The 20,862-nt window shown below is 58.6% G+C and carries 16 protein-coding genes and 1 pseudogene; 13 read left to right on the plus strand and 4 right to left on the minus strand.

Annotated elements, in window-relative coordinates; all coding sequences use genetic code 11:
• Positions 1 to 31 precede the first annotated feature (31 nt).
• Positions 32 to 799 (minus strand): glucose-1-phosphate cytidylyltransferase, encoded by a 768-nt coding sequence (gene rfbF, locus SM763_RS21700; protein WP_274836161.1) that lies wholly within the window; start codon positions 797 to 799, stop codon positions 32 to 34.
• A gap of 390 nt (positions 800 to 1,189) precedes the next feature.
• Between rfbF and rfbG the strand changes: the two genes are divergently transcribed.
• The 5 genes from rfbG to SM763_RS21725 all read left to right on the plus strand — a co-directional run bounded on the left by rfbG (position 1,190) and on the right by SM763_RS21725 (position 8,621).
• Complete coding sequence (gene rfbG, locus SM763_RS21705; protein WP_368999738.1) at positions 1,190 to 2,308, plus strand: CDP-glucose 4,6-dehydratase; 1,119 nt, start codon at positions 1,190 to 1,192, stop codon at positions 2,306 to 2,308.
• Between the two features lie 285 nt (positions 2,309 to 2,593).
• Entirely contained in the window at positions 2,594 to 2,926 is a 333-nt protein-coding gene (locus SM763_RS21710; protein ID WP_368999739.1) for a hypothetical protein, read from the plus strand.
• A gap of 13 nt (positions 2,927 to 2,939) precedes the next feature.
• The gene (locus SM763_RS21715; RefSeq protein WP_368999740.1) at positions 2,940 to 5,162 is read left to right on the plus strand and encodes a nidogen-like domain-containing protein; all 2,223 of its coding nucleotides are present in this window, start codon (positions 2,940 to 2,942) and stop codon (positions 5,160 to 5,162) included.
• A 159-nt stretch (positions 5,163 to 5,321) separates the two neighbouring features.
• Positions 5,322 to 7,037 carry a calcium-binding protein gene (locus SM763_RS21720; protein WP_368999741.1) on the plus strand — a complete coding sequence of 572 codons (1,716 nt, stop codon included), beginning with the start codon at positions 5,322 to 5,324 and terminating at the stop codon, positions 7,035 to 7,037.
• A 189-nt stretch (positions 7,038 to 7,226) separates the two neighbouring features.
• Positions 7,227 to 8,621, plus strand: a complete 1,395-nt coding sequence (locus SM763_RS21725; RefSeq protein WP_368999742.1) for a M10 family metallopeptidase C-terminal domain-containing protein — start codon at positions 7,227 to 7,229, stop codon at positions 8,619 to 8,621.
• Between the two features lie 83 nt (positions 8,622 to 8,704).
• On the opposite strand, the gene SM763_RS21730 is transcribed toward SM763_RS21725, so the two are convergent.
• Positions 8,705 to 8,938 carry a hypothetical protein gene (locus SM763_RS21730; RefSeq protein WP_368999754.1) on the minus strand — a complete coding sequence of 78 codons (234 nt, stop codon included), beginning with the start codon at positions 8,936 to 8,938 and terminating at the stop codon, positions 8,705 to 8,707.
• Between SM763_RS21730 and SM763_RS21735 the strand changes: the two are divergent.
• The 3 genes and pseudogenes from SM763_RS21735 to SM763_RS21745 all read left to right on the plus strand — a co-directional run.
• Positions 8,828 to 9,118: pseudogene (locus SM763_RS21735) on the plus strand (IS481 family transposase); the annotation flags it as partial. The gene SM763_RS21730 and the pseudogene SM763_RS21735 sit on opposite strands and share 111 nt — an antisense overlap.
• A gap of 199 nt (positions 9,119 to 9,317) precedes the next feature.
• Complete coding sequence (locus tag SM763_RS21740; protein ID WP_368999743.1) at positions 9,318 to 10,055, plus strand: hypothetical protein; 738 nt, start codon at positions 9,318 to 9,320, stop codon at positions 10,053 to 10,055.
• Between the two features lie 416 nt (positions 10,056 to 10,471).
• Positions 10,472 to 11,800 (plus strand): class I SAM-dependent methyltransferase, encoded by a 1,329-nt coding sequence (locus SM763_RS21745; RefSeq protein ID WP_368999744.1) that lies wholly within the window; start codon positions 10,472 to 10,474, stop codon positions 11,798 to 11,800.
• 56 nt (positions 11,801 to 11,856) lie between these two features.
• Here the strand turns inward: SM763_RS21745 and SM763_RS21750 are convergent, their stop codons facing one another.
• A complete protein-coding gene (locus tag SM763_RS21750) occupies positions 11,857 to 13,275 on the minus strand; it encodes a glycosyltransferase family 4 protein (protein ID WP_368999745.1) in 1,419 nt (472 codons plus the stop codon).
• A 128-nt stretch (positions 13,276 to 13,403) separates the two neighbouring features.
• Positions 13,404 to 14,744, minus strand: a complete 1,341-nt coding sequence (glmM, locus tag SM763_RS21755) for a phosphoglucosamine mutase (RefSeq protein WP_368999746.1) — start codon at positions 14,742 to 14,744, stop codon at positions 13,404 to 13,406.
• Positions 14,745 to 14,930: 186 nt separating this feature from the next.
• On the opposite strand from glmM, the gene wecB reads away from it, so the two are divergent.
• The 5 genes from wecB to SM763_RS21780 all read left to right on the plus strand — a co-directional run bounded on the left by wecB (position 14,931) and on the right by SM763_RS21780 (position 20,822).
• Positions 14,931 to 16,046, plus strand: a complete 1,116-nt coding sequence (wecB, locus tag SM763_RS21760; RefSeq protein ID WP_368999747.1) for a non-hydrolyzing UDP-N-acetylglucosamine 2-epimerase — start codon at positions 14,931 to 14,933, stop codon at positions 16,044 to 16,046.
• 35 nt (positions 16,047 to 16,081) lie between these two features.
• On the plus strand, positions 16,082 to 17,338 hold the full coding sequence (gene wecC, locus SM763_RS21765; protein ID WP_368999748.1) for a UDP-N-acetyl-D-mannosamine dehydrogenase: 1,257 nt from the start codon (positions 16,082 to 16,084) through the stop codon (positions 17,336 to 17,338).
• 262 nt (positions 17,339 to 17,600) lie between these two features.
• Positions 17,601 to 18,719 (plus strand): GDP-mannose 4,6-dehydratase, encoded by a 1,119-nt coding sequence (gene gmd, locus SM763_RS21770; RefSeq protein ID WP_368999749.1) that lies wholly within the window; start codon positions 17,601 to 17,603, stop codon positions 18,717 to 18,719.
• Positions 18,720 to 18,723: 4 nt separating this feature from the next.
• The gene (locus SM763_RS21775) at positions 18,724 to 19,659 is read left to right on the plus strand and encodes a GDP-L-fucose synthase family protein (protein WP_368999750.1); all 936 of its coding nucleotides are present in this window, start codon (positions 18,724 to 18,726) and stop codon (positions 19,657 to 19,659) included.
• On the plus strand, positions 19,656 to 20,822 hold the full coding sequence (locus SM763_RS21780; RefSeq protein ID WP_274836096.1) for a DegT/DnrJ/EryC1/StrS family aminotransferase: 1,167 nt from the start codon (positions 19,656 to 19,658) through the stop codon (positions 20,820 to 20,822). Before SM763_RS21775 ends, SM763_RS21780 begins: the two co-directional genes overlap by 4 nt.
• The last annotated feature ends 40 nt before the right edge of the window (positions 20,823 to 20,862 follow it).

The raw sequence follows: 20,862 nt of genomic DNA on the forward strand, positions 1-20,862 counted from the left end.
ACAAGGCAGACAGAAGCAGATCTGGCATGGATCATGACCAGGTCTTCCAGGGCGCCTGATCACTGTTCCACAGGCCTTCCAGATAGGTCTTGTCGCGCAGCGTATCCATCGCGCTCCAGAACCCGCGGTGCTTGTAGACCGACAGCTGCCCCTCCTGCGCAAGGTTCTGCATCGGCCCCTTTTCCCAGATCGTCTCTGGTCCTTCGATCTGATCCAGCACCGAGGGTTCGCAGACGAAGAAGCCGCCGCTGACCCAGTGGTTGTCGCCCGCCGGTTTTTCCACGAAACCGGTGGCGGCGCTGCCGTCCATCTCGATGCTGCCATAGCGGCCGGTGGGTTGCACTGCGGTGACCGTTGCCTGACGGCCTTCGGCAAAGTGAAAGCCAAGGAGGCTGGTCAGATCGACATCGGAGACCCCGTCGCCGTAGGTCAGGCAGAAAGTCTCGTCCAGATACGGCCGGGCATAGGCCAGGCGGCCGCCGGTCTGGGTCAGCTCACCGGTGCTCAGCATGGTGATACGCCAGGGCTCGGCGGAGTGGTTCAGGATATTGAACTCTCCGGTGCCCAGATTGACGCTCACATCTGCATTATAGAGCAGGTAGTTGGTGAAATATTCCTTGATCATATGGCCTTTGTAGCCACAGAGGATGACGAAATCCGTCAGCCCATGGGCGCTGTAGGACTTCATGATGTGCCACAGGATGGGTTTGCCGCCGATCTCCAGCATCGGCTTTGGCCGCAAGTGGGATTCTTCGCTGATCCGGGTGCCCAGGCCGCCGGCCAGAATAACAACTTTCATGCACTTGCTCGCATCATTTTCAATTTCTCTTGAAATTTAGCGATAAGCGGACGCGGTTAATTTTCTTTTACCCGGATGAGGTGTTTCGAGTTTGGTAACCATTTTCTCCTAGGCCTTCAGACATCAGCCCCGTACTGGAAATCCCGCGCTGGAAACCCTTGCAAAGATGGATCATGAGCCGACCGCTGCCGCCCCGCAGACCCCTGCCCGCCTGCTGCACAACGTGCCGCGCCCTGCGGGATCACCAAGACGTGAGAACCGGAGCAGGAAGGATCGCGGACAGGTCCAGCATCACCGGCAGCCGTCAACTGCAGCATGTTTCCTGACCCGGACAGAAAGACACCAACAGGCAGAGCACCAAAGGCACGCCACCGCAGATAAGGCACCAACGTGAGCAACACTGACTTCGACAGCGCATCCTCATTCTGGCAGGGGCGCCGTGTATTTGTGACCGGGCATACCGGGTTCAAGGGCAGCTGGCTGACCGCCTGGCTGCTGCAGATGCAGGCCCAGGTGCGTGGTTTTGCGCTGCCGCCCGCGATGGAGGGCGTGCCCGAGGGACGCCAGAGCTTCTTTGACGAGCTGGGCCTGGCGGCGCAGATCGACCATGTGCCGGGGGATGTGCGCGATCAGGAGGCGCTGCGCCAGGCGGTCAAGGGGTTTGACCCCGAGATCGTCATCCACATGGCGGCGCAGCCGCTGGTGCGCTATTCCTATGCGGCGCCGGTGGAAACCTATGCGACCAATGTCATGGGCACCGTGCATCTTCTGGAGGCCTGCCGCACGGCGGCACCTTCGCTGCGCTCGGTTGTCGTGGTCTCCAGCGACAAATGCTACGAGAACCGCGAACAGATCTGGGGCTACCGGGAAACCGATGCCATGGGCGGCCATGACCCCTATTCCAGCAGCAAGGGCTGCACCGAGCTGGTCACCGCCTCCTACCGCAATTCCTATTTCCCGCCGGACCGACTGGCAGAGCATGGCGTGGCGCTCTCCTCGGGGCGGGCCGGCAATGTGATCGGCGGCGGCGACTGGAGCCCGGACCGGATCGTGCCGGATGCCATGCGAGCCTTTGCCAGTGGTAACCCTCTGCACCTGCGCCACCCCGGCGCCCTGCGCCCCTGGCAGCATGTGCTGGATCCGCTGGCGGGCTATCTGCGCCTTGCCGAAATGGGGATCTCCGACCCCGGGCGCTGCGCTCAGGGCTGGAATTTCGGCCCGGCCGATCACATGACGCTTTCTGTCGAGGCGATGATTTCCAGTTTCGCCGAAACCCTTGGGCCGGAATTCCAGTGGAGCAGCCAGCCGGACAACAGCCTGCATGAGGCGAACCTTCTCAAACTGGATTGCAGCGCCGCGCGGCAGCTCTTGGGCTGGCAGCCGATGCTTGACGCCGGTGACATGACAGCCTGGACCGCGGATTGGTACCAGGGCCAGACGCCAGAGCAGCGCAACGCAACCACCGCGCGGCAGATCAGCGAATACCGCCGCCGCCTGGCCGCGGCCTGAGGCGCAGGGACTTGCCCTGAGAGGCTCCGACCGATCCTGCTGCCCTCTGGTCTGCACGATACGCGGGGCCATCCGCTGCAACCCTGCTTCGGCCTTCACATGAACGGCATGACGTTCCGGCACCCTATGCCCGGAACGTTACGATCCTTGATTAAAATCAAGAACGCCCCCTGCGAACCATGCCACCCTCAATGTGGTTCGCGATTAGAAGGGGCTGGATCGCGCGTGGGGGTGATGCGCGTGAGGCGGGCCATTCAGGAAAACAGCAACGGGGGCACCGGGAGCATGGTATCTTTGCACGCAGCCAGAACCGCAGCGGCGCTGTTTCTGCTTGTTCTTGCGACCGCCGCTCCGGCCGATCCCCCCGCACCCGGGGGTGGCTGTCGCCTGCTGAGGACGCAGGCTGCGGTGGTCTGCAAGGCCAAGGTCTCCTGCCGCAGCTCTGCCCCGGCGGTCGCGGCCATCCGTCCCTTGTTCTTCCACTGCGCCGCAGGCCAGCCCCTGCCCCGACCCGTTGCCGAGGCCGCCATCGGCGCCTTCAAATCTCCGCGTTATTTCCGCTGCTGCATCGGCAACGATCTTCTTTCCATCCTGCCGACTGCTTCCACATCCGACTGAAAGGACCCCTGCGATGGCTTTTAACGATTACCGATCCCTTCTGGTGAGTGACACCGAAGCCTGGCACGATGGCAGCGGCGTCATCACCTATTCCTTTATCGGCACCGAAATGCCGCGCTACTATCGCAAGCTGGATACCGATGGCGACGGCACCAAGGACGCCTGGAACATCAGCGGGGAGATCGTGCCCTTCACCAATGATGTGTCGATGACGGTGGAACAGCGGGCGATGACCTCGGCCGCGATCAGCGCCTGGAACGAGGTGGCCAACGTCAACCTGCAGCCCGGCACCATCGCCCGCGGCGGCACCGACAGCACATTCGGTACCCCGGTCACCGGCAATGGCACCCTGGTCGCGGCGGGCGGCAGCGCCCTGCCCGTCAATGACGACGGCTCCTCTCTGGTGGACATGTCGGCGGTCTTCGAGGAGGGGCTGAATTTCTTTGGCGAAGAATATGACGCCAGCCAGATCTACGTGAACACCAATGGCAATATTACCTTCGGTTCGGGCCTGTCCCAATATACCCCAAGCGGGATCTCGGCCGGCTCCACCCCGATGATCGCCGCCTTCTGGGCCGATGTGGACACCCGCGCCGGGCAGCCGATCTATGTGGACGTGGATGCCGAGGCCGATGTCGTCACCATCACCTGGGAGGATGTCGGCTTCTACGATCAGCACGCCGAGCCCAGCAATTCCTTCCAGATGCAGCTTTATGACCGCGGCGAGGGCGATTTCGACATCGTCTTCCGTTATGAGGATATCAACTGGTCGGCCGGCACCGCCTCGGGCGGCGATGAAGAAACCGGTCTGGGCGGCACCCCGGCCCGGGCCGGCTATTCGGCCGGCAATAGCGCCGATTTCTTCGAACTACCGCAATCGGGCAACGAAAGCGCCATCACCAATCTGGAAAACACCACCGGCAATACCGGCGTCGAAGGGCTTTGGGTGTTTGAGGTCCGCAACGGTGCAATCGTCGGCGACATCACCTTTGCTGCCACCGAATTCGAGGATCCCGACCTGTTCGGCTATGTCGCCGATTTCCCCAATCCCGACCACTTGGGCGACCGCCCGTCCAAGGCTGGCGATCTGTGGATCAACAGCGCCAATGAAGACCAGTTCATCCCCGGCACCGGCCCGGTCTATGGCCACACCAGCTGGAACACCTACCTGCACGAACTGGGCCATGCCCTGGGCCTGCGCCACCCCAATGAAGCGCCCAATGACGGCGACACCAATGCCCAGTACACGGTGATGTCCTATGTGGAGCATCCCTCCGAATCCGGTGAAGACCTGAGCGATCAGGCCTATTCCCTGACGCCGATGGTCTGGGATATCCAGGCCATGCAGGAGCTTTATGGCGCCAATACCACCACCCGCGCCAGCGATACGGTCTATTTCGGCGATGGTGGCGGCACCCATGGCACCGCAGAATATCAATACGCCACCAATGCCGACAATGATCTGGGCATGCAGGTCAAAGGCGAGGATGGTACCTACCGCGATGTCTACCTGACCATCTGGGATGCCGGTGGGCAGGATCTGATCGATGCCTCGGATCTGTCGACCCGCAGCCTGATCGACCTGCGCCCCGGCGCCTATTCCACCATCGGCGAGGAGACCGACAATATCGCCGTCGCCGCCGCGGTGCGCCAGGACGGCGCGGTGATCAATTTCATTGAGGATGCCTGGGGCGGCAGCGCCAAGGACCGGATCATCGGCAACAATGCCGACAATGAGCTGCGCGGCGGCGGCGCCCGCGACGTGATCCGCGGTGGCCGCGGCAGCGACGATATCGCGGGCGAAGGTGGCAACGACCGGCTGTTCGGCAATGGCGGCGGCGACCTGATGCAGGGCGGGCGCGGCAAGGACAAGATGAACGGCGGCGGCGGCGGCGATGATCTGTTCGGCGACGCGGGCCGGGATACGCTGAAAGGTCGTAGTGGCAGCGATCTCCTAGACGGCGGCGGCGGCAATGACCTGCTGATCGGCGGTGGCGGCGGCGATACCTTCGTCTTCAGCGACGGCGATGACCGGGTGCGCGATTTCAGCACCAGCCGCAACGGCGAGGTGATCGATCTCTCTGGTGTTGCCGCCTTCACCGGTTTCAGCGATGTGATGACCAACCACGCCAGCGACGAAGCCGAGGGTGTCATGATCCGCGATCTGACCGGAAATTCGATGCTGCTGGAAGGCCTCACAATGAGCGAGCTTGGCGCAGACGATTTCCTGTTCTAATTGTATTGTATTTCAGGCGCATCAGGGTCCGGGGTTTTTTCCACACCCGGGCCTGTTTTCTGTTCTTCTGAGGCCGAGAATCGTTAAAATCATCCGGTAGATTTGCTGCCGGTATTCTGGGGCAGTGACCTGTGTGACCAGTAGAAGGGACCCTCCTCCATGACAACCTACAGCCTGACCGGTATTGCCGTGCTGCGCAGCAGCCTCCAGGGCGAAGAAGACGTGATCCGCGGTGTTGAAACAGGAATTGACCTGTCCATTTTTGTGCCCGGCGATACCTCGACGCTGCGCTATACCAATTCCGCCAATTCCGAAGACCCGAACCAGCCGCTTGCGGATATCCGGGTGGAGGGTGCCACCGGTTACATCGAGGGCGGCCCGCTGGATGAGGACGAAGCCTCGATCCTTGAGGTCCGCTGGAATGATGGCGGCACCATCCGCACCACCACGGTGCTGGTGATGACCTTCTTTGAGGCTGAGGTCGATGGCTACAGCAATGTGGACGCCGATGCGATCTTCGTGCTGGACGGCGATCCCCTGCCCAGCATCAGCACCCGCGCCCAGTGGAATGCTTTTGACAACAGCATCCAGTCGGTCGGCCCGGCAACCGGCACCTTTGCCCCGAACCAGGAAATCCCGCTGACCAGCTTCTTCAGCACCTCGACCGAAGATGACCTGATCATCGGCAGCGACGGCAATGACGAGCTGATCGGCGGCCCCGGCAACGATACCATCAACCCGGGCGACAATATGGACACGGATTTCATCCAGCCCGGCGCTGGCCGGGACCGGGTGATCTTCTCGGATCTGGAGCGCGGCTATGTGCATCTGGACCACTCGGATCTTGATGAAGGCATCACCGTGGAGATCGACGGCAATGCCAATACCGGGTTGATCGACAAGGGCGGCAATGGCCGCACCCGGCTGGTGGATGTGCAGAACCCGATCCTGGCCGGCGCTGATATCGGCGGGCTTGGCGTGGTAGGCACCGATTACAGAGATGTCTTCCGCGTCACCTCGGCCGATGGCGGCTGGCTGCAGCTGCGCGGGGGCGGCGGCAATGACCGTTTCGTCATCGGCGAAAGCGACGGTGCGGTGCGGCTGGATTACATCAACGCAGACAGTGGCGTGGTCGCCAAACTGAACCGTGGCCGCGTCATCGATGATGGGATGGGCGGCGCTGACCGGATTGTAGGCGATGGGCAGATCACCGAAATCCGCACCGGCATGTATGATGACAAGGTGATCGGATCGGGCCAGAACGAAAGCTTTATCCTGATGGCCGGCGAGGACACCCTGGACGGCCGCGGCGGCTATGACCGGCTGCGCTATGACCGCTCGGGCGTCGATGCCGTCGAAGTGAACCTTGGCCGGAATGAGGCCACCGGCACCTGGCGCGACGAAGCCTTCAGCCACAGCATCCGCGGCATCGAACACGTGCGCGGCTCCCGCGAAGGCGATGACACGCTCGTGGGCAACCGCGGCGACAACCGTTTTGATGGCCGCGGTGGCAATGACACCATCAAGGGCAAGGGCGGTAATGACATTCTCAATGGCGAGGATGGCCGGGACAAGCTGATTGGTGGCGGCGGCCGCGACACCCTGGATGGCGGCGCCGGCAATGACCTGCTGATCGGCCAGAAGGGCGGCGACACCTTCGTCTTCTCCGAAGGCCGCGACAAGGTCAAAGGCTTTGGTGGCGCCGACGAGATTGACCTCAGCAGCGCCGAGGGGATCAGCGATTTCACCGATCTGAGCAACAACCACCTGAGCGAAGCGCGCGGCAATGTGGTGATCACCGACGATAACGGCGACAGCATGATCCTCGTGAACCGTGATATCAGCGATCTGAGCGCGGACGATTTCCTGTTCTGATCCGCTTCTGCCTTCCCCGGCCCAGTGGTCTGGCGCCGGGGAAGGCTCCCATTTCCAGCTCCCTTTTTCCGCCCCACCTGCCCCCGAGATCTACGGCCCGGGCTTAACCCGACCGCAGGGCAAGGCAGCGTAAAGAGATTTACCAGATCCATCCCGGATCCCCGCCATATTTGAAAGACAGGATCGCCCATGGCCCGCAGGAACAGCTATCAGTCCATCCTCGGTGACAGCTGGCACGACGGCAGCGGCAGCGTGCGCTATTCCTTCCTCGACGCGGACATGCCCCGCTATAACCGGGCTGTCGACACCGATGGAGACGGCATCAAAGACGCCTGGCGGGTCGGCGGCGGCCGGGTCTCTTTCGAAAAAGATTTTTCCATGACCGCGAGCGAGCAGGAGATGGCGCTGCAGGCAGTCGCCGCCTGGAACGAAGTCTCGGGCGTCAACCTGCAGCCCGGTGTGATCCCGGGCGAAGGGTTTGGGGACGTCACCTTTGCCAGCACCGAATTCCGCGACCGCTTCCTCTTCGGCTTTGTCTCGGGGTTTCCCGATGCGGAGGATCTGGGTGAGACCCCGTCGCGCGCGGGTGATGTCTGGATCAACCGCAATAACCGCGATCAGTTCCTCGCGGGTGCCGGTGACGACGGCGGGCCGGTCTATGGCCATACCAGCTGGAACACCTACCTGCACGAGCTGGGCCATGCCCTGGGCCTCCATCATCCGAACGAAAACCCCAGCAATCCAAGGACCAGCAACCAATATACGGTGATGTCCTATGCCGCCCACCCGGAGGAACGCGGCGACGGTGCGCAGAAACAGGCCTTTCCACTGACACCGATGCTCTGGGACATCGAGGCCATGCAAGAGCTTTACGGCGCCAATACCACCACCCGCACCAGCGATACGGTCTATTTCGGCGATGGCCGCGGCAATCGCGGCGCGCTGGAATATCAATACGCAACCAATGCCGACAACGCGCGCGGCATGCAGGTACAGGGCGAAGATGGCCGCTACCGCGATGTGATCCTGACCATCTGGGATGCCGGTGGGCAGGATCTGATCGATGCCTCGGGCCTTACCACCGACAGCCGCATCAACCTGCGTCCCGGGACCTATTCCTCGATCGGCGAGATCAACGACAATATCGCCATGGCCGCTGCGGTGCGCCAGGAGGGCGCGGTGATCAATTTCATCGAAGACGCCTGGGGCGGCTCTGGCAACGACCGCCTGCGCGGCAATGGCGCGGATAACAGCCTGCTGGGTCAGGGCGGACGTGACCGGCTTTTGGGCGGCAGCGGCAACGATCAGCTCGACGGCGGCACCGGGCGCGACCTTCTGGTCGGCGGCAAGGGCGCTGATGTCTTTGTTTTCTCCGGCGGCAGCGACCGGATCCGGGATTTCACCGCCGGCGAGGACAGGATCGATCTGACCCATGCCACCGGCATCGAAGATTTTCAGGACCTCAGCGACAATCACATGCGCGCCCGCAACGGCCATGTGGTGATCGAGGATGAAGACGGCGATCTTCTGATCCTGCGGCACCAGGAAATCGGCGATCTTGGCGCCGAGGACTTTCTGTTCTGATCTGGTCAGAACAGGAAATCATCTGCATCGATCTGGCCCGGGCGCAGATCCTCCAGCAGCAGATGCCCCGCTCCGGTGTCGATCTATGTGCCCGCCGGGCGGCGGCTGATCTCCAGATCGTCAAAGCCGAAACCGCGTCCCGGCAGATCTGACAGGTCAATCAGATCCTCCCCCGTGGTCGTTTGCCCGCGACCACGACGCCGAAGATCAGAGCGGCGATCCAGGCGAGCGACGAACCGGCTTGGGTTCTTGCGGGGCGCCACGGGACGACGGAACAAACCGTGTGGGAATGGCGCAAGCGCGACAGCGTTAGCCATTATGCCACACCGTCTCCAGACGGTGCTGACACCCGCTCAAGAGGCCGTTGCGGTGGCATTGCGAAAAAGACGCTTCTGATCTCGCTCGATGTTCTGCTTGCCGTGGTGCGCGAGTTCCCGAACTCGAAAGTCTTACGCTCGGATCTCGATCGCGGTCTTCGCAGATACGGTGTAGGCAACCCGGACTTGCCCCAAAAAAGTGGAGAGCTCCAACTGAGGAACCAGGAGGCATTCAAAAAACAGCCATACTACCTTCCGTGATGTGACAATTATGTCATGCGTTTTCTGGCTCCCGTGCTCTAGAGTTTGAAGGGAGAGTACCCGAGGAATATGAGGCTGAACTGATCTGCGACGAGGAAAAGCTGGAAAGAGCGCCGGATTGACGAAGCGCTTTGAGTTTGCAACACTTCGTCGGCAGCTGATCGTCGTTGTAACAACACCAAATAGAACAATATTCGGGACCTCTTCAATGCCCCTCCCAACGGACGGCGTGTCATCTGCACCCTATATGCCAGAAGCCGAAGTTGCCTTTTTGATCTCGATTTATAAAGAGGCAAAGGTAATCCTTGAATATGGATCGGGCGGGACGACCCGGATTGCGGCAGGTTTGCCTGGGAAGTTCATTATCAGCGTCGAGAGCGACCGCGAGTGGGCACAGAATCTACAACATGAGATCGACACGTCAAAGCCAGCGTCCCCAGTGATTGTCTATCATGCGGATATCGGACCTACAGGACTATGGGGGCGCCCAATTAGTACGAACAGCTGGCGTCACTTTTTCCGTTATCCTTTGGATGTCTGGGAGACACCTTTCTTCCGTCACCCGGATACAATACTGATAGATGGACGTATGCGCACTGCCTGTTTGGCAATGATTATGCTTCGCTGTACCAAGCCGGTAACCGTACTGTTTGACGACTATGGTGTGCGCCCCTTGTACCACGAGATTGAAAAGCTCATCTGCCCTTCTGAGATTGTTGGCCGCATGGCACGCTTTGAAATCGAGCCAGATACGGTGGAAAAAGCACAGCTATTTTTCGCGGTAAAGCAGTTTGCCATGGCCTCAATCGATGGTGAAGGCGAGGCATTCTATCGTCGCCAAGCTCGGCCTTGGTAGCAATTTGCCTCCCTTGTGGTGTCGTCCGCCAAATTCAGAGGCTGCCCCTCCTCGCCCCACACGAGCCTCGACGGGCTCACCCCGCAGGAGTATCATCAACGGTCAGTAGAGGGCCAAAGTCTGAATAGAGCGGACTGAAAAAGAGTGGCCTCTATGGGGCGCAGGTCAATCGTTTAGCAGCTTTTACAAAGCAGCCCCCCTTGCCTGTCCTTGCTGCTGACGGGTAAAGAAATTCAGCAGCTGCATGACCTGTCCCTGTTTGCCTTAGAGTAATGCCTCAAAATATGCCGAATGATTTAATCCAGCCCGACACCCAGTCACTCCAGAATCCCGGAGCGGACATACTGGCCCCCTTGGCCAGCCGCTCCCTATTCTGGCGCTCTCGCTATCTCGAGCCCTCCTCGGTGCTGTGTCATGTGCCCCTCCTATTTTGGCTGACAGAAGCCGCTCGCCCCCGTATTGCGGTTACGTTAGGGGTGGAGGATGCTGTTCCTCACTTTGCTCTCTGTCAAGCGGTAGACAAACTCGGTCTAGACAGCTTGTGCATAGGCTTCGAACCCGCCGCAGGTCCAGAGGCAAAGGCAGCTGATCTCGCACACCAAGTCGCTTTCAATGAAGCAAATTTCGCGGATTTTTCGCAGATCGTGCAAGATGGGACCCTTCGTGAAAGCATTTTCTCCCGCGAACACAAAATTGATCTGTTGGTTGTCAACCTTCCTGTCACGCAAGCATTGGCTGACGAACTGGACAAAACCTGGTTACCGCAGTTGTCTGAACGTGGCATCATTGTGTTTCTACAGGGCGGCGAGATGCCAGGATATAGTTCGTACCTTCGTCATCTAACCTCTGGCAGCAATATATTTACCTGCGATCTGGAGACACGGGCCAGTGTTGTCTTCTATGGGGCTGAGCAAAACGACCGCTTGCAGCGGCTTGCTAACCTTAATGGTGGGCAGTCTGGGTACTTAGCGGCCCGTAATGTTTTTGCCCGGCTTGGTGAGTTGCACAGTAACACTGCAAAGCTTGCGTTTAAGACGCGTGAGTCACACATCGCGCGAAAGCAGCGCGACGAAAAGGCTGCAGAACTTAAAAATGCTCAAACGGAAGTAGCAAAACTCCGTACAGAATTCGAAAAGTTGGCTACGCAATACAGCGAACGTTCGGAAATGGTAGCAAAAGTCCAGGCTGAATCTTTTGATCTCAGTCAGACCGTCACTACATTGAAGGAAGCTCTACAAGACAGTTTGTCAAAGCACGAACAAGAGGTCGGGGAACTAGGCGAAGAGCTCGCCCGACTTCAAGAGCGCTTAAAGTGTGCAGAAGCAGAGCGCCAAGATCTGGAAGATAGAACTGCGGAGCAAAAGGGCAGCATCTCAAAGTCTAAACAAGAGGCCGGGGTGCTGAGGGAAGAGCGAAACCTGCTCCAAGATCGCTTGAAGCGTGCAGAAACAGAGCGCCAAGAACTGGAAAAAAGAGCTGCGGAGCAAAAAGACTGTCTCAACGAACGATATCACGACATCGCCGTTCTTGGTCTTGAACTTCAGGCAAAGGCGGGTGAGGTAGGGGAACTCACAAAACAGCTAGCTTCTTTTGACCAGGAACTTGAATCTTTGAGGCGTGCTCTGGCTGAGACAGAACAGCTGCGTGACTTGCATGCGGAACGTATTCGTGCGCTTGAAAACAGTAGCTCATGGCGCGTGACCGCTCCGTTGCGCAAGATCTCCCTCATGATCAAGCCACGATAATGAGAGGAATAGATTTGTTGTGATTTTCCACAGCATTGAGCTAATGGGACGGCAGTTCATCCCATTAGCTCGGTCACGATTTTTGCTATTGGGGCTGTGGTGGTCTTCCAGTTGCGTTCAGTCTCAACCCAAACACGTCCGGCACGGCCTAAACGAACTCGTAGGTCTGGATCCGAAATTAGCTGGACTATGGTTCGTGCTAGGTCTTCCGTATCATTTTTTTTGAAGACTAAGCCCGTTTTGTTGTTCAAAATCATATCAGCGAGTGGTCTCACTGATGAGACAATCACTGCTTTTTCCATCGCCATAGCTTCCAAAGGCTTCAGTGGCGGTACCAATTCCGTGACACGTTGGGACTTGCGTGGAAACGGTGCAATATCGATTAAAGAATAGTGAGCCTCTACCTCTTCATGAGGGATGCGGCCGAGCAGGATGAGTTTCTCCTCTAGCCTAGAGTTTGCGGCGACTTCCAAGATGCTATTTTCGGCAGGGCCGCTTCCGACTAGAAGCAGCCGAAAGTCTAGGTCTCGCGCCTGAAGCAGGGTGCAGGCGTGAATCAGATCGTCTAGGCCTTCGTATTGCACGAGGCTTCCTATGTAGCCGATCACTGGCACGTCTGCAGGGATATTATAGTGTGCGGCAAGCGCTATATTTCGGGGTTGAGGTGAAAACTTTTTAGTGTCGCAGCCGTTGGGTACTAAGCTGATTTGACGTGAGGCTACGCCACGCCGCTGCAGTTCCTCCCGCATAGACGGAGCCAAGGTGAAGACATGGTTTGCATGGCGCGCGACACGGCATTCCAGCGCGTGCTGTAGTTGATAAAATAGCGTTGTTTCGATGCTGGGGTTCGCAGCCAATTGCGTGAGCTCCCAGAATCCACGCACTTCGTAGTAAAAGGGCAGGCCTAGGCGTCGCGCTGCAATCAGACTTGGCAATGCAATCTGGAAGTTTGAGGCTGCGACAACTGCGTGAGGACGTATGGAGCGTAGGCGGACCTCCAAGGCGTTCGTTGCTGCTGTTAGATAGGTAGAGAAGTTGGAAAACGTGTCTAAAATCGGCAGGGCCTCGTGCAGATATGCAATGCCATCTACTTGGTCTACAGGGCGGAAAGCCTGCGGTGGAGAACGGTCGAGAGGGAAGCCCGGTCGTGTTAGGCAGACTAGATCGATGCCATGGTGCTTTAGTGCGTTAGAAATGGCCTGGGCTCGCAGAGTATATCCGTTCGTGACCTGTGGAAGGGCATAGTTCAACAGATAGGCGACTCGCTTGGGGGCAGAAGTGATGGAGCTTGAGGGAGGAGGGGAAGGGGTGTCCGCGATGTGCAGGGCTGCAATCGGTTCGTGGGACAGGCGACTGAGCATTTCGAGCGCCGCTGGCCCCATTTGTTGCTTTAGGAGGTGGCTAAGGCTCCTGTAAATGGTGAGGGAGTTCTCGATATCACCTGCTTTTTGAGCCTCCTGTAGAAGGGGCCACATGCTGCCGACATCACCTGATGAAATAAGTGCTTGCCACCGCAGATGTCGTTCGGATCCAGGGCGGCCATGGGCTCGTAGGGTTCGTGCAGCCGTCAACAAGCCAGAGAGCAAATTTGTGGATAAGCGGGTCACCCGGCTTCCGTAATTGTCTGTGCCACCTTTGCGACAACGTTTTGTAGTAGTGTTTCGTCCAGGCTTTCTCCCATCACCCGGATCAGCGGTTCGGTGCCGGACTTCCGGATGAGCAGCCGCCCGTTGCCGTTCAGATCTGCTTCGCAGCTGCGGATTGCTTCTTGCACTGTGATTTGTTCCAGGGGGTTCTGCCCAGGCGTGTAGCGGACGTTCTGCAAAAGCTGTGGTACCGGGGTGAACTGTCGGGTCAGATGACTGGCTTTCTCGCCAGTTTCTTTCAAAAGTGCTAGCACTTGTAAGCCTGCCAGCAACCCGTCGCCAGTTGTGGTGTTATCGGTGATCACGATATGCCCCGATTGCTCGCCGCCCATGTTAAAGCCACCTTGGCGCATTTCTTCCACCACATAGCGGTCTCCCACTGCGGTGCGGCGCAGAGTGATGGCTTGCTCTGCCAGATAGTTTTCAAGACCAAGGTTCGACATCACCGTGGTCACAAGCGTGTTGTGTTTAAGCATGCCTTTACGGGCCCAGGAAGTGGCTAGCAATGCCATGATCTGGTCTCCGTCCACCACCGTTCCAGTTTCATCCAGCATAATGATCCGATCGGCGTCCCCATCCAAGCAGATGGCCAGATCTGCGCCGGTTTCCAGCACAGTTTTGGCAGCAAGCTCGGGGGCTGTGGAGCCGCAGTCTTTATTGATATTGTAGCCGTTTGGCGCGATGCCGACCGGGATAACTTCGGCGCCGAGCTCCCAAAGTACCTCCGGCGCAGCCTTGTAAGCGGCACCATTGGCGCAGTCGATTACGATTTTTAGGCCATCAAAGCGGGTTTGGCTTGAGATGGTGGTTTTAGCATATTCGACATAGCGCGCAGCGGAATCGTTTAGACGGGTGACTTGGCCGATATGATCGGTGTCCGTGATTGCGCCTCCGGCCTCCAGGATGGCTTCAATCTCCAGTTCTGCCTTGTCCGATAGTTTGAAACCATCGGGCCCGAAGAATTTGATGCCGTTGTCATGGTGGGGGTTATGGCTGGCTGAGATCATCACGCCCAGATCAGCGCGCATCGAGCGGGTTAGCAGGCCAACGGCCGGAGTGGGCAGTGGACCTAGGGCAAAAACGTCCATGCCCGCAGCGGTGAAGCCGGCGGTGAGAGCATTCTCAAGCATGTAGCATGAGCGCCGGGTGTCCTTGCCAATGACCACCCGTCGGGTCTTCGAGGTGGCGTTGAAATATTGGCCAACGGCAGTCGCTAAATCCACCATGAAAGAAGGGGTCATGGCGCCCATATTTGCTCGGCCACGGATCCCGTCTGTGCCAAAATATTTGCGAGTCATTCTTGGGGTCCAATCACTGCGGAATTCGTGGAACGGCGATGCTTTATCGTCTCTAACGGGCATGCGCCGCGTGTGCAATCAAGCCACCTATGTTAGCAACTTCTCGACTGCATGGTTTGCTGGTTGTAATCAAGGGCAGAGTTGCTAGAACCACATTGCATGCAGGCACTAAAGTGAGGGTAAGTCTTGAAAATTCTTATGGTGTTTGGCACCCGGCCTGAGGCTATCAAGATGGCGCCAGTGGTAAAGCAACTGCAAGCGACGCCGGGTCTTGAGGTGGATGTTTGTGTGACAGCTCAACATCGTGAGATGCTGGATCAAGTCTTACAGCTTTTTGATATTACGCCGCGGTTCGATCTGAATGTGATGAAGCCCGGTCAAGATCTGACTGATATCACTTCGCGGATCATCTTGGCGCTGCGGGATGTGTTGACGGATCATCGCTATGACCGGCTTCTGGTGCATGGGGATACCACGACGACGATGGCTGCGGCGCTGGCTGCGTTTTATGCGCAGGTACCGGTCGGGCATGTAGAGGCCGGCCTGCGTACGGGTAATATCTATGCACCCTGGCCTGAGGAAATGAACCGCATGCTTGTGGGACGAATGGCTGATCTGCATTTTGCCCCAACTGAGACTGCCCGTCAGAGTCTTCTAGCAGAAAATGTCTCCGATGACCGTATCGTTGTTACCGGTAATACGGTTATCGACGCGCTGCAAAAGGTGGTTGCGCAGTTTGGGGCAGACCCGCAGCTGAATGCGCAGATGCAAGCACGTTTTCCTTTCATCGAAGAAGATAAGCGTATGATTTTGGTTACGGGCCATAGGCGCGAAAACTTTGGTCAGGGATTTGAAAATATCTGTCAGGCACTGCGCTCGATCAGCGAAGAGGGAGACGTTCAGGTCGTTTACCCTGTCCATCTCAACCCGAATGTACAAGAGCCGGTTAAGCGGATCTTGGGAGATGCTGGAAACGTGCATTTGATCGAGCCGCAAGATTACCTGCCATTTGTGTGGTTAATGCAGCGCTCATATTTTTTGATTACCGACTCAGGAGGGGTGCAGGAAGAAGCTCCAAGCCTCGGTAAACCGGTGCTGGTTATGCGTGAGACAACCGAACGCCCCGAAGCTGTGGATGCAGGGACCGTGCGACTTGTGGGAACTGATGCTGGCAAGATTCGAAATGAGGCTTTGAAACTGCTCTGCGATAAAAAAGCCTATGAGGACATGGCTCGTGCTTTGAACCCTTATGGGGATGGTAAGGCCTCTGAACGCATTGCTGCGGCGCTGCTGGGCGACTGAACCAATCCGTTCACCTGATAAATAAGAGAGAAAATATGTTCGACCGTATTTCAATGATTGGCCTCGGTTATATCGGCTTGCCTACTGCCGCCCTGTTTGCTGCACGAGGGATCGATGTGATTGGTGTGGATGTCGCCCCCAAAGTGATCGAAACGATCAATGCTGGGAAAATTCACATTGTTGAACCCGAACTGGACGGGATCGTTCACAAGGCGGTTAGCGATGGCAAGTTGCGCGCCACGCTTCAGGCGGAACCGGCAGAGGCCTTCATGATCGCGGTGCCAACTCCGTTTAAGGACGGTTATGAGCCGGACCTGAGCTATATCCACTCGGCAGCGACGATGATCGCGCCTGTTCTGAAGGTCGGCGATCTGGTGGTTCTGGAAAGCACATCACCCATCGGCGCAACCGAGCAGATGGCGGAGTGGCTGGCGCAGGCGCGTCCGGATCTCAGTTTCCCACAGGACGCAGGCGAAAAGGCCGATGTGCAGGTGGCACATTGCCCCGAGCGGGTTCTACCCGGTCATGTGGTGCGTGAGCTGGTGGAAAATGATCGTATTATCGGTGGCATGACGGCCCGGGCGAGCGAGATGGCCACGGCTCTTTATAAAAAGGTGGTGCAAGGGGAATGCATCGTAACCGATGCCAAGACTGCCGAAATGTGTAAGCTGACCGAAAATAGCTCACGGGATGTGCAGATTGCCTTCGCAAATGAGCTATCGGTGATCTGTGACAAGTTCGGCATTGACGTCTGGGAGCTGATCTCGCTGGCCAACCGTCACCCTCGGGTCAACATTCTGCAACCTGGCGCTGGTGTTGGTGGCCACTGCATTGCTGTAGATCCCTGGTTCATCGTCGCCTCGGCGCCGGAAGAGGCCAAGCTGATCCGTGCGGCCCGAGATGGCAATGACAACAAGCCGCAGTGGGTATTGCGAAAGATACGTGATGCGGTTCTGGAAGTCATGGCGGCACATCCATCCCGGTCGATGAGTGACATTAAGGTGGCCTGTCTCGGACTGGCTTTCAAACCGGATATCGATGATTTGCGTGAGAGCCCGGCACTAGGGATTACCTCGGAGGTCAGCAAGCTGGGCTGCCAGGTGCTCGCAGTGGAGCCTCATATCGAGGCACTGCCCATCAGGCTAGACGAAGCCGGTGCTCGACTTGTGGAGCTGGAAGAAGCGCTTGTGGAGGCTGACGTGGTTTGTGTTTTGGTTAAGCACTCTGCCTTTGAGTGCCTCAGAGACAAACTACCAAAGGCGGTAGAGCTGATCGATGTTGTGGGGCTATGACGCAGGACTTTAGGGTCCTGTGTTGGATATCTTTGACGCTTACGATGAGCATGATGTTGCGGCATACTGGAGTGAGGTAGGCATTGTATTCCACCGCTCCATTTACCCCCAGACGATAACAGACGGGAATTATCTCGGCTTCAGGTGGAGCCAGATTTACGTACTGAGAATTTCCATTAAAAGCAGGCGTAGCTTCACTTCTATTGCACCTTGTTTTAAGCACGTGTCAGACGGCGTGAGCCACTTACTGACAGGTCTCAATATGAAAAAAGCGCTTATCACCGGGGTGACGGGGCAGGATGGGTCTTATCTGGCGGAATTCCTGCTGGAGAAGGGCTATGAGGTGCATGGGATCAAACGCCGTGCGTCCTCCTTCAACACGCAGCGGGTGGATCATATCTTCGAGGATCCCCATACCGACAATGCCCGTTTCAAACTGCATTACGGCGACCTCACCGACAGTTCCAACCTGACGCGGATCCTGTCGGAAGTTGAGCCCGATGAGGTCTATAACCTCGGCGCCCAGAGCCATGTCGCAGTCTCCTTCGAAGCGCCGGAATATACCGCCGATGTGGATGCCATGGGCACCCTGCGCCTCTTGGAGGCGATCCGGTTTCTGGGGCTGGAAGAGAAGACCCGGTTTTATCAGGCCTCGACCTCGGAACTCTATGGTCTGGTGCAAGAGGTGCCGCAGACCGAGACCACACCCTTCCACCCGCGCAGCCCTTACGCGGTGGCCAAGATGTACGCCTATTGGATCACGGTGAACTACCGCGAAGCCTATGACATGTATGCCTGCAACGGCATCCTGTTCAATCACGAGAGTCCGCGCCGGGGCGAGACCTTCGTCACCCGTAAGATCACTCGCGGTCTGGCCAATATCGCGCAGGGCCTGGAAGACTGCCTTTACATGGGCAATATCGATGCGCTGCGCGACTGGGGCCATGCCAAGGACTACGTGCGCATGCAGTGGATGATGCTGCAGCAGGACGCGCCGGAAGATTTCGTCATTGCCACCGGCGTGCAATATTCGGTGCGCCAGTTCATCACCTGGAGCGCCGCCGAGCTGGGCATCACCCTGGAGTTCACCGGGGAGGGCACCGATGAGGTCGCCACCGTGGCGGCCATCGAAGGCGACAAGGCCCCGGCGCTGAAGGTGGGTGACGTGATCCTGCGCATCGATCCGCGTTATTTCCGCCCCGCCGAGGTGGAGACCCTGCTGGGCGATCCGGCCAAGGCCAAGGCGAAACTGGGCTGGACGCCGGAGATCACCGTGCAGGAAATGTGCGCCGAAATGGTCCGTGAGGACCTGAAGGTGGCGCAGCGCTCCCGCGTGCTGATGGAGCACGGCTATGACACGCCGGTCGCCCGCGAGGACTGAGGGGATGAGTGCAAAACCACGTCTGTTCCTCACCGGCGGCGGCGGCATGGTGGGGCGCAATGTTCTGGATCACGCGGCAGCGGCCGGTTGGGAAATCCTGGCGCCGCGCAGCCGCGATCTGGACCTGACGGATGCGGGTGCCGTGGAGGCCTATCTGGAGGCGCATAAGCCCGATCTGGTGATCCATGCGGCGGGGCGGGTCGGCGGCATCCAGGCCAATATGGCCAATCCGGTGGCCTTTCTCGATGAGAACCTCGCCATGGGGCGTAATGTCATCATGGGGGCGCGGGCCGCGGGTGTGACCCGGCTGATCAATCTGGCCTCCACCTGCATGTACCCGCGCGAAGGGGAAAACCCGCTGCGCGAGGAAAGCATCCTCACCGGCGCGCTGGAGCCCACCAACGAAGGCTATGCCCTGGCCAAGATCATGGCCATGCGCCTGTGCGATTACATCCGTCAGGAGGATCCCTCGGCGCTCTACAAGACGCTGATCCCCTGCAACCTTTATGGCGCTTACGACAAGTTCGACCCCAAGCATTCGCATCTGCTGCCGGCCATCATCCACAAGGTGCATCAGGCCATGAAGACCGGCGAGGCCGCGGTCGAAATCTGGGGCGATGGTACCGCGCGGCGCGAATTCATGTTCGCCGCCGATCTGGCTGATGCCATCTGGAAGGCGGCAGAGGATCTTGAGACGCTCCCCGGCGCCATGAACATCGGCCTGGGCCATGATCATTCGATCAACGATTATTACGCCACGGTGGCCGAGGTGATCGGCTGGCAGGGCTCCTTCACCCATGATCTGAGCAAACCCGTGGGCATGAAGCAGAAGCTCTGCTCGACCGAGCGCCAGACCGCCTGGGGCTGGCAGGCGCCGACCTCCTTGCGCGACGGGATCGCGCAGACCTATCGCTATTATCTGGAAAGCGGACACGCATGACCTTCACATACCCTCTTGCCACTTCCTCCTGGGATCAGGCGGAACAGGATGCGCTGCAGCGCGTGATCGCTTCGGACATGTTCTCGATGGGCCCCGAGGTGCGCGCCTATGAAGAGCAGTTCGCCGCCCAGTTCGGCAGCAAGTTTGCCGTCATGGTCAACTCCGGTTCCTCGGCGAACCTGTTGATGACCGCGGCGCTCTGTTTCACCAAGAACCCGGATCTGAAGCTGGAACGCGGCGATGAGATCATCGTCCCGGCGGTCAGCTGGTCCACCACCTATTACCCCCTGGGCCAATATGGCCTCAGGATGAAATTCGTCGATATCGACCGCGAGACGCTGAATTACGATCTGGCGGCGCTGGAGGCGGCGATCAGTGACAAGACCCGCGCCATCATGGTGGTGAACCTTCTGGGCAACCCCAATGATTTCGACGCCATCCAGGCGCTGATCGGGGATCGCAAGATCGTCATGATCGAGGATAATTGCGAATCCATGGGCGCCACCTATGGCGGCAAGGAGGCCGGCACCTTCGGCGTCATGGGCACCTATTCTTCGTTCTTCTCGCACCATATCTCCACCATGGAAGGCGGCATGGTGGTCACCGATGACGAGGAACTCTACCACGTCATGCTGTCCCTGCGCGCCCATGGCTGGACCCGCAACCTGCCGAAATTCAACCATGTCACCGGTGAGAAATCGGATGATCCTTTTGAGGAAAGCTTCCGCTTCGTGCTGCCGGGCTACAACCTGCGCCCGCTGGAGATGTCCGGCGCGCTGGGGCAGGAGCAGCTGAAGAAACTGCCGGGCCTGATCGAAGGGCGCCGCGCCAATGGGGCGCTGGTGCAGGAAAAACTCGCCGATCATCCCAAGTTCATGATCCAGCGCGAGATCGGCAAATCGAGCTGGTTCGGTTTCTCGCTGGTGATCCGCGAAGAGGCGGGGCTGACACGCGCCGATCTGGTGAAACAGCTGGCGGCCGCCGGGTTCGAATGCCGCCCCATCGTGGCCGGCAATTTCGCCAAGAATGAAGTGATGAAATATTTCGACTATGACATTCACGGTGCGCTGACGAATGCCGATTACATTGATGCAAACGGGCTGTTTGTCGGCAATCATCACTACCCTCTCCCCGAGGCGGTAGCGGCCCTGGCGGCGCTCTGACCCGCGGCGGCAGGCGCCCGGCAGGCAGGACAGCATAAAG

The organism is Pseudophaeobacter sp. C1-32P7 (genome assembly GCF_041008775.1).
Taxonomy (GTDB): domain Bacteria; phylum Pseudomonadota; class Alphaproteobacteria; order Rhodobacterales; family Rhodobacteraceae; genus Phycobacter; species Phycobacter gallaeciensis_A.